This window comes from Paenibacillus sp. FSL M7-1046 (assembly GCF_038007405.1).
GTDB lineage: Bacteria > Bacillota > Bacilli > Paenibacillales > Paenibacillaceae > Paenibacillus_AQ.
The window spans coordinates 5,845,087-5,859,126 of record NZ_JBBOXB010000001.1; the positions used below are offsets into that span (position 1 = coordinate 5,845,087).

The 14,040-nt window shown below is 47.2% G+C and carries 17 protein-coding genes and 1 pseudogene; 13 read left to right on the forward strand and 5 right to left on the reverse strand.

Annotated elements, in window-relative coordinates; translation table 11 throughout:
- Window positions 1-212 precede the first annotated feature (212 nt).
- Together NYE29_RS26140 and NYE29_RS26145 are read left to right on the forward strand one after the other, a co-directional pair.
- On the forward strand, window positions 213-611 hold the full coding sequence (locus NYE29_RS26140; RefSeq protein ID WP_144024334.1) for a hypothetical protein: 399 nt from the start codon (window positions 213-215) through the stop codon (window positions 609-611).
- A 188-nt stretch (window positions 612-799) separates the two neighbouring features.
- Window positions 800-1,123 carry a YolD-like family protein gene (locus tag NYE29_RS26145; RefSeq protein ID WP_340898062.1) on the forward strand — a complete coding sequence of 108 codons (324 nt, stop codon included), beginning with the start codon at window positions 800-802 and terminating at the stop codon, window positions 1,121-1,123.
- Between the two features lie 78 nt (window positions 1,124-1,201).
- On the opposite strand, the gene NYE29_RS26150 is transcribed toward NYE29_RS26145, so the two are convergent.
- Window positions 1,202-1,423: a hypothetical protein gene (locus NYE29_RS26150; protein ID WP_076111114.1), complete on the reverse strand. Its 222-nt coding sequence runs from the start codon at window positions 1,421-1,423 to the stop codon at window positions 1,202-1,204.
- A gap of 368 nt (window positions 1,424-1,791) precedes the next feature.
- Between NYE29_RS26150 and NYE29_RS26155 the strand changes: the two genes are divergently transcribed.
- Window positions 1,792-2,052 (forward strand): hypothetical protein, encoded by a 261-nt coding sequence (locus NYE29_RS26155; protein WP_340898063.1) that lies wholly within the window; start codon window positions 1,792-1,794, stop codon window positions 2,050-2,052.
- Between the two features lie 113 nt (window positions 2,053-2,165).
- On the opposite strand, the gene NYE29_RS26160 is transcribed toward NYE29_RS26155, so the two are convergent.
- Window positions 2,166-3,026 (reverse strand): AraC family transcriptional regulator, encoded by an 861-nt coding sequence (locus NYE29_RS26160; RefSeq protein ID WP_340898064.1) that lies wholly within the window; start codon window positions 3,024-3,026, stop codon window positions 2,166-2,168.
- Window positions 3,027-3,299: 273 nt separating this feature from the next.
- Here NYE29_RS26160 and NYE29_RS26165 point away from each other — a divergent pair, with 273 nt between their 5' ends.
- The 5 genes from NYE29_RS26165 to NYE29_RS26185 all read left to right on the forward strand — a co-directional run bounded on the left by NYE29_RS26165 (window position 3,300) and on the right by NYE29_RS26185 (window position 7,494).
- Window positions 3,300-4,598: an alpha-glucosidase/alpha-galactosidase gene (locus NYE29_RS26165; protein WP_340898065.1), complete on the forward strand. Its 1,299-nt coding sequence runs from the start codon at window positions 3,300-3,302 to the stop codon at window positions 4,596-4,598.
- Window positions 4,599-4,770: 172 nt separating this feature from the next.
- Window positions 4,771-5,457, forward strand: a complete 687-nt coding sequence (locus NYE29_RS26170) for a succinylglutamate desuccinylase/aspartoacylase domain-containing protein (RefSeq protein ID WP_340898066.1) — start codon at window positions 4,771-4,773, stop codon at window positions 5,455-5,457.
- Between the two features lie 159 nt (window positions 5,458-5,616).
- The gene (locus NYE29_RS26175) at window positions 5,617-5,997 is read left to right on the forward strand and encodes a GntR family transcriptional regulator (RefSeq protein ID WP_340898067.1); all 381 of its coding nucleotides are present in this window, start codon (window positions 5,617-5,619) and stop codon (window positions 5,995-5,997) included.
- Window positions 5,994-6,863, forward strand: coding sequence for an ABC transporter ATP-binding protein (locus tag NYE29_RS26180; protein WP_340898068.1), 870 nt, complete (start codon window positions 5,994-5,996; stop codon window positions 6,861-6,863). Before NYE29_RS26175 ends, NYE29_RS26180 begins: the two co-directional genes overlap by 4 nt.
- The gene (locus NYE29_RS26185) at window positions 6,856-7,494 is read left to right on the forward strand and encodes an ABC-2 transporter permease (RefSeq protein ID WP_340898069.1); all 639 of its coding nucleotides are present in this window, start codon (window positions 6,856-6,858) and stop codon (window positions 7,492-7,494) included. The genes NYE29_RS26180 and NYE29_RS26185 overlap by 8 nt, the downstream gene beginning before the upstream one ends.
- An 85-nt stretch (window positions 7,495-7,579) precedes the next feature.
- Here NYE29_RS26185 and NYE29_RS26190 read toward each other — a convergent pair whose 3' ends face one another.
- On the reverse strand, window positions 7,580-7,921 hold the full coding sequence (locus tag NYE29_RS26190) for a ribosomal protein L7/L12 (RefSeq protein WP_340898070.1): 342 nt from the start codon (window positions 7,919-7,921) through the stop codon (window positions 7,580-7,582).
- 183 nt (window positions 7,922-8,104) lie between these two features.
- On the opposite strand from NYE29_RS26190, the gene NYE29_RS26195 reads away from it, so the two are divergent.
- Window positions 8,105-8,449, forward strand: coding sequence for a hypothetical protein (locus NYE29_RS26195; RefSeq protein ID WP_076111106.1), 345 nt, complete (start codon window positions 8,105-8,107; stop codon window positions 8,447-8,449).
- Between the two features lie 19 nt (window positions 8,450-8,468).
- On the opposite strand, the pseudogene NYE29_RS26200 reads toward NYE29_RS26195, so the two are convergent.
- Together NYE29_RS26200 and NYE29_RS26205 are read right to left on the reverse strand one after the other, a co-directional pair.
- Window positions 8,469-8,662, reverse strand: a pseudogene (locus NYE29_RS26200) (AraC family transcriptional regulator); the annotation flags it as partial.
- 116 nt (window positions 8,663-8,778) lie between these two features.
- Entirely contained in the window at window positions 8,779-8,994 is a 216-nt protein-coding gene (locus NYE29_RS26205) for a hypothetical protein (RefSeq protein ID WP_340898071.1), read from the reverse strand.
- A 329-nt stretch (window positions 8,995-9,323) separates the two neighbouring features.
- Between NYE29_RS26205 and NYE29_RS26210 the strand changes: the two genes are divergently transcribed.
- The 4 genes from NYE29_RS26210 to NYE29_RS26225 all read left to right on the forward strand — a co-directional run bounded on the left by NYE29_RS26210 (window position 9,324) and on the right by NYE29_RS26225 (window position 13,890).
- Window positions 9,324-10,064, forward strand: a complete 741-nt coding sequence (locus tag NYE29_RS26210) for a response regulator transcription factor (RefSeq protein WP_340898073.1) — start codon at window positions 9,324-9,326, stop codon at window positions 10,062-10,064.
- Entirely contained in the window at window positions 10,054-11,097 is a 1,044-nt protein-coding gene (locus tag NYE29_RS26215) for a sensor histidine kinase (protein ID WP_340898074.1), read from the forward strand. Before NYE29_RS26210 ends, NYE29_RS26215 begins: the two co-directional genes overlap by 11 nt.
- Before the next feature lie 80 nt (window positions 11,098-11,177).
- Entirely contained in the window at window positions 11,178-11,942 is a 765-nt protein-coding gene (locus NYE29_RS26220; protein ID WP_076111103.1) for an ABC transporter ATP-binding protein, read from the forward strand.
- Window positions 11,932-13,890 (forward strand): ABC transporter permease, encoded by a 1,959-nt coding sequence (locus NYE29_RS26225; protein WP_340898076.1) that lies wholly within the window; start codon window positions 11,932-11,934, stop codon window positions 13,888-13,890. Before NYE29_RS26220 ends, NYE29_RS26225 begins: the two co-directional genes overlap by 11 nt.
- Window positions 13,891-14,040 lie beyond the last annotated feature (150 nt).

Consider the following 14,040-nt stretch of genomic DNA (forward strand, 5'->3'; position numbering starts at 1 on the left):
TGTGGCATTATGATCTCTACTTATCATTAAACAGGATTAGAACAATTTAACAGACTTATTGGTTACAATATTGTATTATTATTATATACATTGGCTTGAAACGGGGTTATTCTTTAAGTAACTGTTTACAGTGAATCTAGACCCAAGCACCCTCCAGGTTAGGACGGCAGGTTGATTTTCTCAGAAAAATGGAGTTGGAGAGGTGAATGGTTGTGGATACAAGGAAAGTTATCAAAGGAATTTATCAGGAGATCCTTGAACGGATCGAATTGCTGTTATTGAACTCAAGTCTTGAGTATGTGGAGCACTCTTCTGAAGTAATAGAGGGGGGCGTGTATGCTTGGGGACAAGTTGACGTATTGAAAGATGCGTACCGGATGGCTTTGATTGAAGAATATTTAATTCTTGTTACCCGAATGCGCTTGGATTTGGAAGAGAAAGACAGCAAAGCTCTGGCCAGTTTTGACCATAGCTGCAATATTGTATTAACGTATTTAAAGCAGGAAACGTTTGTGTACGAGAATACGACAGACGATGTATTGAAGACGATTGAAAAAGAATTGGCTATTCAGTACTTCCTAATGAACATGCCGGTGGAGAATTTGAAGTAATTGTCCCCATAACCTGGTCGTCGCGGTGAATCGGGCATATCTTTATTGGTGAAATATTCAATCTAATAGCGTTTAGCTCTCAGTCCGCCAGTGTTCAACTGGCGGATTTTTCCGTTGCTTTAAATTCTCATAGATGGTTATAATACAAACAAGTGTTCTTATTTGTGGGGCTGAGGAGGTCAGACAACATGAAGAAATTTGACAGCATATTTGACTGCAGCCGGATGATGACTCCGGAGCACAAACGCCGAATCATCCAGGATGAAGAAAAACAGTGTCTGCGAAGCAAACCCGTGCTCGATGCTCAGGAATGGGAGCTGATAGATCAAGTACTTGCTTATTCCAAGCGTTATAACGAACAGATCACAATTACGCTGTTCGATCCAGAACAAGACCATAAGATCAGGGGCGTTGTCATGTCGGTGGACCTGCAACTGAGACAGGTCAAATTACAGATTGAGTATGAATATGATTGCATTAAGATTGACGATGTTATTCAAGCGACTACATAAATAAGGGTCCCAATCCTGGGACCCTTTCTTTAAAATTTATATGTTCATGTCATAAAAGATTTTGCATTCTGCTTGTTACTACAATGTTGATGCGTATGGTTTGAACTCGTCCGGTATAGCCGTTACCCCTATTATAGCCTCGACAGCTTTCCAGGCCGCTTCAAAACTTGTTCCGCTGTAGCTTGTTCTATCCCGCGCGGGGCCAGACAATGACATGTCAAACACTATAAATTCTCCGGACTCTTCAATGAGTCTGAAGCTTACGGCGCGGTCTTTTGATTGCATTCGAATCTCCTTCAATTTGACAACCTCCTTAATCATTTCTGCACTAGTATAAAGTCTACACAGCAGTATACCGCATCACCCCAATTGCATCAATTAACTAATACGCTGCAAGGAGTAACATTGACGGGAAGGTATTGAAACACTACAATTAGCACGAGTAGTCTTTGGAATAATTTAGGATTTCATTTCTTCCATCGGATAAATAAGAAACCCATTAGGCGGGCTAACAGGAGGTGAAGCAAACAATGAAAAGGTCGGTTAACCTGTTTAAAGTTTTGCTTGTGATGATCATTGTCTACTTGCTGGTTAGTCTTGTCGCAGGTGTAATCGGAATGAATTTCAACAAACTATAATGTGTCTGTTCTGCAGATAGGAGGAAGTCAATGAAAGGCGAACATTTAAAATATTTAGGCGGCGGTATAATTGTTCTTGGACTGATTGCTTCGATTCCTGTAGCCATGAACATGGGCACATTATCTGCCGGTATCTATCTGTTCATCTGGTCCTGCCTGATTGGTGTGTTTTTTATCGGTTTCGGGGAGCTGCTGTATTCGGTGCAACGGATTGAGCTTAAGATCGCCGGAGAACGTCCTCACTATGATCCATTGACAGGACAATATGTTGACAAGGCGGACAGGAAATAAAGCTGCGCTTAGACGGGCCTTTTAGATTAAAGGTACGCAAGAACATATATAGTGACTAATAGGTTTAAAACAACCCTGCCGGTGAACTCCGGCAGGGTTGTTCAGCATTCCCCCTAGCCTTCCCGGAGAACGGCGCGATACTCGCTCGGCGGCATGCCGGTGTATTTGCGGAACTGCTTGGAGAAGTAGAGGGCATCGTTGAATCCGACGGATGAGGCCACCTGATCAATGGTGAGTGTTCCCCCCAATAGTTCCCTGGCTTTGTCCATCCGCATCTTCAGCAGATACTGCTTGGGAGACAAACCGGTCTTCTGTTTGAATGCCTTGGACAGATGCACCCGGTGATAGCCCAACGTCGCCGCCATGTGGTCGATGCTGATCTGCTGGTGGAACTGTAGCGAGATCCAACGGATCGCCTGGTCGATCTGGCGGTCAATGACCTCGGGCATTTCTTTGGGACGGGCTGGAAGGACACTGAGGTTGGCCAGCCCGAACTGGTGGAGCAGCAGCCGGGTCCAGCCGGAGGCCTCCAGGCTTTCCAGCCGGGGATAGGGGGATTGCTGGAAGGCCAAGCGAATATGTTCGTATAGGCTGTGCAGCTCGCTGGTGTTCCCGGAATGCAGCAACGGACGTTCCTTGGTAATCCCGGCATCGGAGAGCAGTGCTGTAACAGCTTCACCCTGTAAGGCTACCCATACGTAGTGCCAGGGGCTGTCCTTGTCAGCCTGGTAACTGAATAGGGACCCCGGATAAATAACAAACGTGTCTCCGGTCCGGCAGTGCCGCGAGACATTCCCGCTTTGAAAGAAGCCCTCACCATCCAGCACGGTATGGATCAAAAAGTAATCATGCACGGAGGGGCCGATCTTGTGTCCGGGTACGGGTCTGCCTTCACCACTGAATAATACGGCCATGTCCTGCTCTTCTGGTACGAGATTAAAGCTGGCAGTGAAGTACGAATGTTCGAGATTCATTGAAGGGCCTCCCATACATGAATGACTGAGTCATATTGATATTGTATTTAATCTCAGGCTACTACATCATGATTCCAAATGCAACAAAGATCCATATCTCACTTGTATTTCTCCATACTCATTTCCGGCATTCTATTTTATAGTGAATATAGCAAAAAAACAGCGGATAATGACTGTCGTTACTGCAATCATCTGCCCTATTCATCCTTGCTTAAACTCCTTATTTGCTTAAGGCAGGCATTCTTACCGCGACCAACGGGAGGCGTATTGTTCATGTCTAAAATTACATTTATCGGTGCGGGAAGCACTGTTTTTGCCAAAAACGTTCTGGGTGACTGCATAGCGACAGCGGCGCTGCAGGGTTTCGAGCTTGCCTTGTTCGACATTGATCATCAGCGGCTAAAGGACTCAGAGAACATGCTTAACTCCATTAAGAATAGCAGCGGCAGCACATGCAGGGTTAACGCTTACTCCGACCGCAAAGAAGCGCTGCGCGGCGCTAAGTATGTCATTAACGCGATTCAAGTCGGGGGTTACGATCCCTGCACCATAACCGATTTTGAAATTCCGAAGAAATACGGTTTGCGGCAGACGATTGCGGATACGGTGGGCATCGGCGGCATTTTCCGCAATCTGCGCACCATCCCGGTGATGTTGGATTTTGCTGCGGATGTGCGCGAGGTCTGCCCGGATGCGCTGTTCCTGAACTATACCAATCCAATGGCCGTTCTGACGAATGTAATGAACACCTATGGCGGTGTGCAGACAGTAGGACTGTGTCATAGTGTGCAGCAGTGTATCCCCGGATTATTTGACCACCTTGGAATCGACCAGACGGGAGTGCAGGCGAAGATCGCCGGAATCAACCATATGGCCTGGCTGCTGGAGGTCACGAAGGACGGGAAGGATCTTTATCCGGAGATTAAGCGCCGGGCGGCAGAGAAACAGCTGGAGCCTCACACAGATATGGTACGCTATGAAATGATGCTGAAGTTCGGCTACTACATTACAGAATCGTCTGAGCATAACGCGGAGTACCATCCTTATTTTATAAAAAGGAACTACCCGGAGCTGATCGAACGCTTCCAGATTCCGCTTGACGAATATCCGCGCCGCTGTGTGGAGCAGATTGGCCGCTGGCAGCAGCTGCGCGAGGAACTCGTCGGCAACCACGAGCTTCAGCATGAACGCTCGCATGAATATGCCTCTTATATTCTGGAAGCGATCGAGACGAATGTCCCGTTCAAGATCGGCGGCAACGTGATGAATACAGGGCTGATCACCAACTTGCCACGGGAGGCCTGTGTCGAAGTTCCGTGTCTCGTGGACAGCAGCGGGGTTACACCTACCTTTGTGGGGGATCTGCCTCCGCAATGTGCCGCTCTGAACCGCTCGAACATAGGCACACAGCTGCTGACCATCGAGGCGGCAATCACGGGCAAAAAAGAGCATATCTATCATGCGGCCCTGCTAGACCCGCATACGGCGGCAGAGCTGTCGATGGATGATATTGTGAACATGTGTGATGAATTGATAGCTGCCCACGGCGACTGGCTGCCGCAGTATCAATAGCATATAAGTATGACTAACAGAGCCCGGGAAACCGGGCTTTTTGTCTGTCTAAACAGGGAGCCTGCTGAGGCTAATGGACGATGTTTTTCCCGGAGTGTCCAAACCGTAAGCAGCAGTACGAATACTTATATATAGATATTCCTTTACGGAACCGCTCCGGAGGTGAGATTCGGTGTTCGTCGAGAAAAGTATGCTTGCGCCAGATACGTCTTACGCAACTCCCTATTATGTCGTTAGCAGCCCACGTCCCGGCCCGGTCTTTATGGTGGTATCCGGAATACACGGGAATGAACCGGCCAGCATCCGTGCAGCGCAAAATCTGGCTGGAATGTTCACCCGCAGAGAGCTGATCCTCCTAAAAGGCAGACTTATTATAGTCCCTCTGGTGAATAAAAAGGCTTATCGTAAGAAGATCAGAGGCAAGCCGGATTTAAACCGGACCTTTCCTTACCGTGGTAAATCGAAGGCCAGCCATTCACTGGCTGGAGCCTTATTTCAGCTGGCGCAGCACCATAGCCCTTCGTGGTATCTGGATCTGCATGAAGCGAACGGACTTTCACAAAAAAATTCCAAACGGGTTGGCCAGACTTTAATTATTAGTCCAGGAAGCCGTACAGCTAGAGTGGCCAAGCAAATCGTTAAACGAATGAACCGGTCCATAACTCAGTCCTCCTATCATTTCAATATCCGGCGGCGTGAGCGAAAGGGAACCTCGCGGAAGGCGGTTCAGGAAATTCTCGGTACGAAGGCGGTCACCGTTGAGACCTGCTGGAGCCTGGACTTCTCTTTACGGGTACAGTACCAGCTGGACATCGTGCACCATTTCTTAAGAACAACCGGATTTATTGGTTTAAGATGATGAGAAGAGACAGTTCACTTCAGGCTGCGCTCGCAAGCAATTGAGGGTTCAGCCTGTTTTGCGTTCTATAAAAGGATATTATTGACATGCCTATATATAATGTATATATTACATATATACACTAACTACATTGTTACAAAAGGATGATGGTGCAGCAACATGAACATTTTGATTTCGAGTACCTCGGGTGAGCCGATATACGCCCAAATTGTGGGGCAGATCCGCCAACTGATTCTACAGGGTGAATTGGTATCCGGGACACCGCTGCCGTCTATCCGCCTGCTGGCCAAAGAGCTGCAGATCAGTGTCATCACGACGAAGCGGGCATACGAGGAACTGGAGAGAGAAGGGTTGATCAATTCCATTGTCGGTAAGGGTTCCTTTGTATCCGGGGCTGATCAGGAATTTATCAAGGAGCAGCGGCTGCGGATTATGGAGCTTAAGCTGAAGGATGTCATTGATGAGAGCAGGGCGCTTGGACTCCAATACACTGAGATTGTGGACATGCTGAAACTGCTATATGAGGAGGAGAAGGGATGAGTAACTGTATAGAGCTGAATCACCTGCACAAGCGTTATGACCGTTTTGCGCTGCAGGATATTTCACTGGCGATGAAGGAAGGGTATATTACCGGTCTGATCGGCCCGAACGGAGCAGGCAAAACAACGCTGATTAAAATGATCATGGGCATGGTTCATCCGGATCAGGGAGAGATCAGCCTATTCGGACTTGATAACCAGGAGCATCAACCGGCCATCAAGAGCAGAATCGGTTATGTGTCGGATGAGAATATTTACTACGAGCAGCTTACCGTCAAGCAGATGAAGAAGATTATTGCTCCTTTCTACAGCCGCTGGGATGAGAATACATACTTGAAATACCAGGAGCTGTTCAAGCTTCCGCCAGGCAAGAAGATTAAGGATTTGTCTAAGGGGATGAAGATTAAATTCTCGCTGGCGATTGCCTTGTCACATGGAGCTGATTTACTCATTATGGATGAACCTACATCGGGTCTAGATCCTGTGTTCCGCAGAGAAATGCTGGATCTGCTCACTGAACATATTCAGGATGAGAAGAAGTCGATTCTGTTCTCCACGCATAACACAACAGATCTTGACCGGATTGCCGATTATATCGTCTTTATCAATGACGGGAAGATGGTCTTTAATGAGATGAAGGAAGCGCTGACGGAGAAATATCTGCTGGTCAAAGGCGGCAAGGAGCTGCTTGACCGCGATGTCCGCCGCTTGTTCCTTGGGATTCGGGAAAGTGCGCTTGGCTTCGAGGGTCTGGTCGGTAACCGGGCAGAGGGGGAACGCTTCTTCAAGGACAATGCAATTTGCGAGACGCCAACGCTGGAGGAGATCATGTATTTTACTGTAAAAGGATGTGATGTGCATGTATAACTCGCTGTATCTAATCCGTAAAGACTTCGTGCTGGTGCAAAAGTTCGTGCTGCTGCTTGTTCCGTACTACATCATTATGGGCTACACCAACTTTGATGGCTACACCATGTTCGCCTTGTTTCCGGCCATGCTGCTCCTGATCAATTCCTGTACACTGGATGTGCAGCAGCACAATCAGAAATTCCTGATCAGTCTCCCTTTGCCGAGGCAGCAGATTGTAATGGCCAAATATTTGGCGCTGATTCCTTCTTGCCTGCTCAGTTTGGTTTGCACCCTGCTGCTGTATGGAATTGCCTTCCTTACCGGGCGGGCCACAGAGCCCATTGCCTGGAGAGAGCTTGCCCTGTGCATTGCGAGCTTCCCATTGCTAGCCGCAGTGTACCTGCCGCTGCATTACTGGCTGGGCCAAAAAGGGACTCAGGTGGTCAATTTTATTTTTATCATGTTAATTATGCTTAATTTCGCCGCTTTGACCAAGCTCATGACATGGTTACCTGATCTGGCGAACTGGGTCAGCACGGGCAAGACCGAGAGCATTCTGATCCCGGTTATCAGCGGTCTGGCCTATATTATAATCCTATTTGGCTCTTATCTGATTTCGTTGCGTATCTTCACGAGTAAGGATATATAGGATTATCAATACTCGCAAAGAAACGGCTGCGCCATTCCTTTAAGGAGGGCGCAGCCGTTTCTGATTCAAGCGGGTACAGCTTTCCTTATTTCCCCCGCTCCATATCATCAATATAATTTTTGGCATCCTTCAGGGATAAGTCCCGCGCTTCACGCAGTACTTTTATGGCTTGGATTTTCTTGCCTTCGGCCAGCAGCAGGCGCAGCCTGTTCTCCAAATCCGGCATTAAATCCATATTCTGCACAAATTGCGGCGTCGGGGCAGCAATTCCCGTCTTGATAAAACCTCCATCCATCGCTGACCGGCTGTCGATCCGTTCCAGCTGTGACTGCAAATCGTTGACTCGCTTATTGAGACTGATTACCCTGAGCATAAGCAGCAACGTGAGTACCAGTGCCGCGAGTGAGATCCAATCCGTATTTTCCAAAGATATAGCCTCCCTATTATAAATGGTGTGGTGTATTCTCTACATCTCAATACCCGTCATGTACAGTCGTGAACAATCAGCCGGTAATTGTTGTTGCCAGAGAATGAAGAATATCATATCCCTCCGCTGAAGAACATGATATTTTTGGAAAAAGTTTTTAGTGAAGCATAAGGGGGCTTTGATATGATTACTCCACAAACGCTTGATGAATATTATGTAAGGATCGGCAGGCTGAAGCAACGTTATTTGTCGGAGCGGTTTGAACAGGATCTCCCTGTATTCAGCTCACATACGGAAGCGGTTGAGTGGTTCAAGGCACTTTTTCAAGGCAGCTTCATCTTTGTGGAAGAGATGGAAGGTGCTCATTCCGAGAGCTACTATTTATATGACATTATTCATGACAGAGAAATCTGGGAACGCAGAGAGAGGGACTTAAGAGAAAAAGGTCAAGCTAATGGGCTGGGCATGCTGCTCTGCGCGCAAAGAGTAGATATTTACAAAGACGGTGCAGTACATTTGGCGGTTTAGCGGTGTTCACTCCATGATTTTTAATCAAGTAGTCATATGGGGTCATGTGAATTGTTTTCTTGAAACTACGGTTGCACTCCGAAACACTTAAATGTGCTACATCAGAAATTTCTTGCAGCGTTATATTAGTGGAGTAGATATCAAGATTAACCATAGTTGTACGGTTCTGATAGAAACCTCATATTCCCATCCCCATTTTTTTGTCATCTCAAATCAACATCTCCCTTGATTACTAGAGACACATTGGATGATCAATCGTTAGTTTATTTTCTTGAACAGCAGTGTAAAAGTGGCCTCCCGGGAGGCCACTTTGCTATGTGGCTGGACAATTAGAGACTGGGCAACGTATTGATCTGCTCAATGTCATCCCTTCTCCGTACAGATTTCTCCGCCATTTTGGGGAGAGGGACATCCGACGGTGTGAGCACGATTCTCTCATCGGCCAGTTCAAGCTTCACCTTATTGGCGTCCTTGGCGCCGATCGACTCCAGGTAAGCTGCCGGAACCTGCAGCCGTCCCGCTTTATCGAGGATGGCATACTCCACATGAGAGTTCTGCCCGCTGCAGCGGTGGCTTCCATACCGCGTTCCAGTTCTTCATGCTCTTCTGTGTAAGAAACGCGGCGGAGCATTTCCGAGGAGGTTTTGCCGTCACGGATGGAGACTACACGATCGACCTTGCGGACCAGCTCCTCTCTGGTGCTGACTATATGGGTGAGATTAAGCTTCGCAGATTCAATCCCTTGATATAACTCCACAGTCGGAGTATCCGGATTCAGCTTCAGCCAGACCTCATAAGGCTCTAGAGCAAGATTGCTGTTTCAACGGTGATGCATATTATCATATCTATTTCGAAGGAAATATGAGATTTTTTGATGACAGAGGTAGATGAAAGAGGTGGCGCTTTGTTCAAGATCATGATTGTTGAAGATGATACCCGGATCCGGACGTTACTTACGGATATCCTGCGTAAATATGGTTATGAAGTAGTGGCAGTTGAAGATTTTCTGCACGTAGAGGCTCTGTTTGAGCAGGAGGCACCGCAGCTGGTGCTGCTCGACCTAAATCTCCCGTACTATGACGGGTTTTATTATTGCCGTGTCTTCAGAAGGAAGACAACTGTACCGATCCTGATCATATCCGCCAGAGATGAAGAAGCCAGCCAGGTGCTCTGTATGGAGCTCGGTGCGGATGATTATATCGTAAAGCCGCTGAATGTTCAGGTGCTGCTGGCCAAGATCATGGCAATTCTGCGCAGAGGGTATGGAGAGTATGCGCATAAGCCGGAAGCGGTGCAAGCTGCACTGCCCTTTCTTTTGGATGACCGCAATTTCAGTATTTCCCGGAGTGGTAAAGTGGAGGAGCTGAGCAAGAACGAATACAAGCTGCTGAAGAAGCTGCTGGAGAAACGGGATACGATTGTTACCCGCGAAGAACTGCTGGAGGAGCTGTGGGATGATGTTCACTTTGTGGTGGACAACACTTTGACCGTCAACGTAACAAGGGTCAAGAACAAGCTGCTCAGCCTCGGGTTCCAGGATGTGATCAAGGTGAAGCGAGGGGTGGGCTACATCTTTGATTCCTCTTCGATGGGAGGCTCGTCTGATGAACGTTAGATTGTTCAAGGATTTTATGCGGGATCATCTAGGGATTACTTTGTTCTACTTTATCAGCCACCTCCTGGTAAGCCTTTACTGCAAGCATTACATTAACGGAAGCATCCAGCTTATGTATATGTTCAGCATTTATCTGTATCTCTATCTCGTATTTATGATCTTCCGGTTTATTAAATACAGCTCAACCCGCAAAGAAATCATGATGCTGACTGAGAATGTTGATATTGAAGATAAAAGCTACTCCTGCGAGCAGTTGGCCATTATCACATTAATCCAGCGCATTCATCATACCTATCAGGAACAACTCCACGAGGTGCAGACGCAGGCAGCGAACACGCATGCCTTTCTATCCCAATGGATACATAATATGAAGACGCCCCTGTCAGTCATAGATTTGATCCTGCAGAATCATAAGCTGAACGGAACCGGTGAAGAGGTAGCCCTAAAGCACATTGAAGAAGAAAAAGAACGTATGTTCTCTATGCTGAATCAGATGCTGAAGTTCTTCCGGCTGGAGCAGTTTACCCGTGATTATAACCCGGAGAATATCAATCTGCTAGAGTCGCTGAGAAGTATCATTAACAGCAAGCGCAATCAATACATCTACAACAACGTATATCCTGTGGTGGAATGCCCGTACGAGAATATAATGGTCACGACAGACAGCAAATGGAACAGTGCTATGCTGGAGCAGATTATTTCTAACAGCATTAAATATTCGGATGCCAAGGAAAGGTCCAAGCCAATTGTTTTCCATATTGAACAGGCTGGTGCGCTTACGGTGCTTTCCATCCGTGATGAAGGCATCGGTATAGACAAGATGGATCTGCAGCGGGTCTTTCAGCCGTTCTTCACCGGTAAAAATGGGCGGTCACAGCATCAGGCGACTGGCATCGGCCTATACGTCTGCTCTGAAATTGCCAGGAAGCTGGGACATCCGCTGGAGATTGAGTCAAAGGTAGGGCGGGGTACTGAGGTGAGGATTACCTACCTTTCAAAAATGAAAGACAACGTAACGCAAATGAATGGATAACCCTTATACGCTTCAATACAATGGAGATAACAACTGAGATGAATGGCAGAGTCTATTCCGGTCAAGGGGGGGAACGCAGCATGAGTGTATTGGAGGTAAGAAGCGTTAGGAAAGTGTATGGTGTTCAAAATGGGGAGAATGCTACAGTCGCGCTGGATTCCGTCAGTTTTAATATGGAAGCAGGGGAATTTATCGGCATTATGGGGCCTTCCGGCAGCGGCAAGACGACACTGCTGAATATACTAAGTGGAATCGGCAAACCAAGCCACGGAGAGGTATATATCGGCGGAAAGAACATCACTGCTTTTGATAAAAATGAAATGGCGCTGTTTCGCCGCAATCATCTCGGCTTTGTGTTTCAGGAATTCAATTTAATGGACAGTCTCACCTTGAAGGAAAATGTCATGCTGCCGATGATCCTCGACAAACAGGATAAGGCGCATATGGAGGCAAAAAGCGAAGAAATTATGCGGCTGTTCGGCATTGACGGCATTGCCGGGAAGTACCCGTACAACATCTCCGGAGGCCAGCAGCAGCGGGTTGCGGTCAGCCGGGCGCTCGTCAATGATCCGGACATTATTTTCGCCGATGAGCCTACAGGCAATCTCGATTCCAAGTCTTCGAACGCTGTCATGAAATGTATGGAGACCATGAACCGGGAACGCAGCAGCACCATTCTGATGGTTACCCATGATGCCTTCGCCGCGAGCTTCTGCCAAAAGATTATCTTCATCAAGGATGGAGCTATCTGCATGGAGATTGTCAGTAATGGTGTCCGCAAAGAGTTCTTTGATCAGATTCTTGATTGCCTGGCAATTATCGGAGGGGAACGAAATGACGTTTAGAGATATCGCGATCAAAAATTTTAAACGGAACTTCAGGAATTTCTTCTCTTATTTCATCTGCAGCGCTTTTGCGATTATGATTTTTTTCCTGTATGCAGCGCTATTCTTTAACGAAAGCATCCGTAAGGAGTCCGCAGATGATTTGATCTGGATTGTGTTTCTAATGAGCCTGGCCGCGCTGACGTTGTTCTCGGTATTTTTCATCCATTACGCCCATTCCTCATTCATCAAGGCCAGGAGCAAGGAGTTTGCCATCCTCATGTCACTAGGTATGCATAAGAACGATCTGAAGAAAATCACCGCACTGGAAAATCTGATGATCAACCTGTTCTCACTGTTACTAGGCATTATTACCGGCACGATCTTCTCCAGACTGTTTCAGAATTCGGCGATTGACCTGCTTGAACTGAAAGGGGTTGCGTATTCCCTGAGCCCGGCAAGCTTTATTACAACTGTAGGGGTCTTTACCTGCATATTCGCCGTGTCGCAGACACTGTCGAGTGTGAAGCTCAGCCGGCTGGAGCTTTCTGACCTGATGAAGAATTCTCGTATGCTTGATAATTCCATGAACCGTAATGCCGTTAAGCTCGGAATCGCAGGAGTCCTGCTGGTTCTTTTGTCCACAATATTTCTCGTCATTGTTGCCAATCAGGAGAATCTCAATTCGAACCCTTTCCTAATTCTTGCTTATATCCTTATGTGTTTTACAGGGATATACATGGTGATCGCGCATTTGGGAAATACACTGATCGGCCTCTTAAAGAACAAAAGCTTTTATTACCATCATATTCTGCCTATCACGGAGATTCATCATAAATTCAACCAGAACAAACGGATCATGTTCATTCTCAGCATTCTCAGCGGCATGAGCATCTTTCTGGTAGCGTCCCCCTTTTCACTGCTTCAGCTGTCGGGAAGTATCGCCGAGAGGAATCCCTACGATATTGAGTTTGTGTCGGTAGGCGGTATTCACGCTATAGGGAAAGAACAGCTGCAAGAGCTGCTGAATGGGTCTTCGGAACCGTTCAAGACGATGGAGACGACCACCTTTTTAAGTCTCGCTATGAACCGGGAGGGCAGCAAATACGATGTTCTGCATAGCAAGCCGGTGATCTCGCAACAAATGTATAATCTGTTGACTGGGGAAAGCGTAGAAGTTCCAGTTGGGGAAGCTGTAAACATTATTACGGCCTGGGAGCCCGGGATGCATGGTGTAGAGCCAGGAACAGCGTTAGTGCTGAGTGACGGCAGTCAAGCGTTCAGCTATACAGTGAAGGCTTCCTATCATGGCGGCTGGTTCGCTACAGCAAGTACGTATCCGTCCAGCTCGGGGATTATCGTCAATGACCATGATTACAAAGAAATGCTGTCTAAGGTCGGTTCTGGAGCAATCGGCACACATTACGGAGTGGATTTTGCTTCGTGGAGAGGAACAGAGAAGTTTCTGCAGCAGCTTAAGCATACGCTGGATGCAGGAGACCTGGATGGAAGCGGGACACTGTTCCCTGTCGCTTCGAAGCTGGATGCTTACAAAGAATTGAAAAAGAACTATTCGCTGTTTGTGTTCGTAACCTCGCTGATCGGCATTCTGTTCTTTACGGCCGGCGGGATGGTGCTGTATTTCAAGCAATACACGGAGATGGGCAATGCTATAGTCTTTTTTAGAAAGTTATATAAAATCGGAATCAGCGAAAAGGAGGTTAGAAGTGTTGTATCTGCCGAACTGCTGATTACTTTCTTTGTACCGCTGGTGCTTGGTAGTATCTTCGGATACTCATTTATCTATCTGATTACACATGTGATGAGCGGATCGGATATTTTACCGGAGTTTATGAAGAATACAACGCTTGTAGTGGCAGTTTACTTTGTCTTTCAGCTCAGCTTCTATACCATGACCAAGAGAAAGTACAGCCAGGAGGTTGTGCGCAAGCTTAGCAGTGCAGCATGAGGGTGAGGCGGATGAACGAACAAAGGTAATAAAGGATAGAGGTAAACAGATTTCAAACGAGAAAAGACCCGGGAAGCGGAGGATAGTCCGTCAACCTGGGTCTTTGGTATGCAATGCAGCTTGCTGTAAATGCAGAATCGCGCCCTATAA

Coding starts and splice junctions, on each gene's coding strand:
- NYE29_RS26145 (WP_340898062.1), top strand. CDS start 800: ATGAAGAAATTTGACAGCATATTTGACTGCAGCCGGATGATGACTCCG.
- NYE29_RS26155 (WP_340898063.1), top strand. CDS start 1,792: ATGAAAGGCGAACATTTAAAATATTTAGGCGGCGGTATAATTGTTCTT.
- NYE29_RS26160 (WP_340898064.1), bottom strand. CDS start 3,026: ATGAATCTCGAACATTCGTACTTCACTGCCAGCTTTAATCTCGTACCA.
- NYE29_RS26165 (WP_340898065.1), top strand. CDS start 3,300: ATGTCTAAAATTACATTTATCGGTGCGGGAAGCACTGTTTTTGCCAAA.
- NYE29_RS26175 (WP_340898067.1), top strand. CDS start 5,617: ATGAACATTTTGATTTCGAGTACCTCGGGTGAGCCGATATACGCCCAA.
- NYE29_RS26180 (WP_340898068.1), top strand. CDS start 5,994: ATGAGTAACTGTATAGAGCTGAATCACCTGCACAAGCGTTATGACCGT.
- NYE29_RS26185 (WP_340898069.1), top strand. CDS start 6,856: ATGTATAACTCGCTGTATCTAATCCGTAAAGACTTCGTGCTGGTGCAA.
- NYE29_RS26195 (WP_076111106.1), top strand. CDS start 8,105: ATGATTACTCCACAAACGCTTGATGAATATTATGTAAGGATCGGCAGG.
- NYE29_RS26210 (WP_340898073.1), top strand. CDS start 9,324: ATGACAGAGGTAGATGAAAGAGGTGGCGCTTTGTTCAAGATCATGATT.
- NYE29_RS26215 (WP_340898074.1), top strand. CDS start 10,054: ATGAACGTTAGATTGTTCAAGGATTTTATGCGGGATCATCTAGGGATT.
- NYE29_RS26220 (WP_076111103.1), top strand. CDS start 11,178: ATGAGTGTATTGGAGGTAAGAAGCGTTAGGAAAGTGTATGGTGTTCAA.
- NYE29_RS26225 (WP_340898076.1), top strand. CDS start 11,932: ATGACGTTTAGAGATATCGCGATCAAAAATTTTAAACGGAACTTCAGG.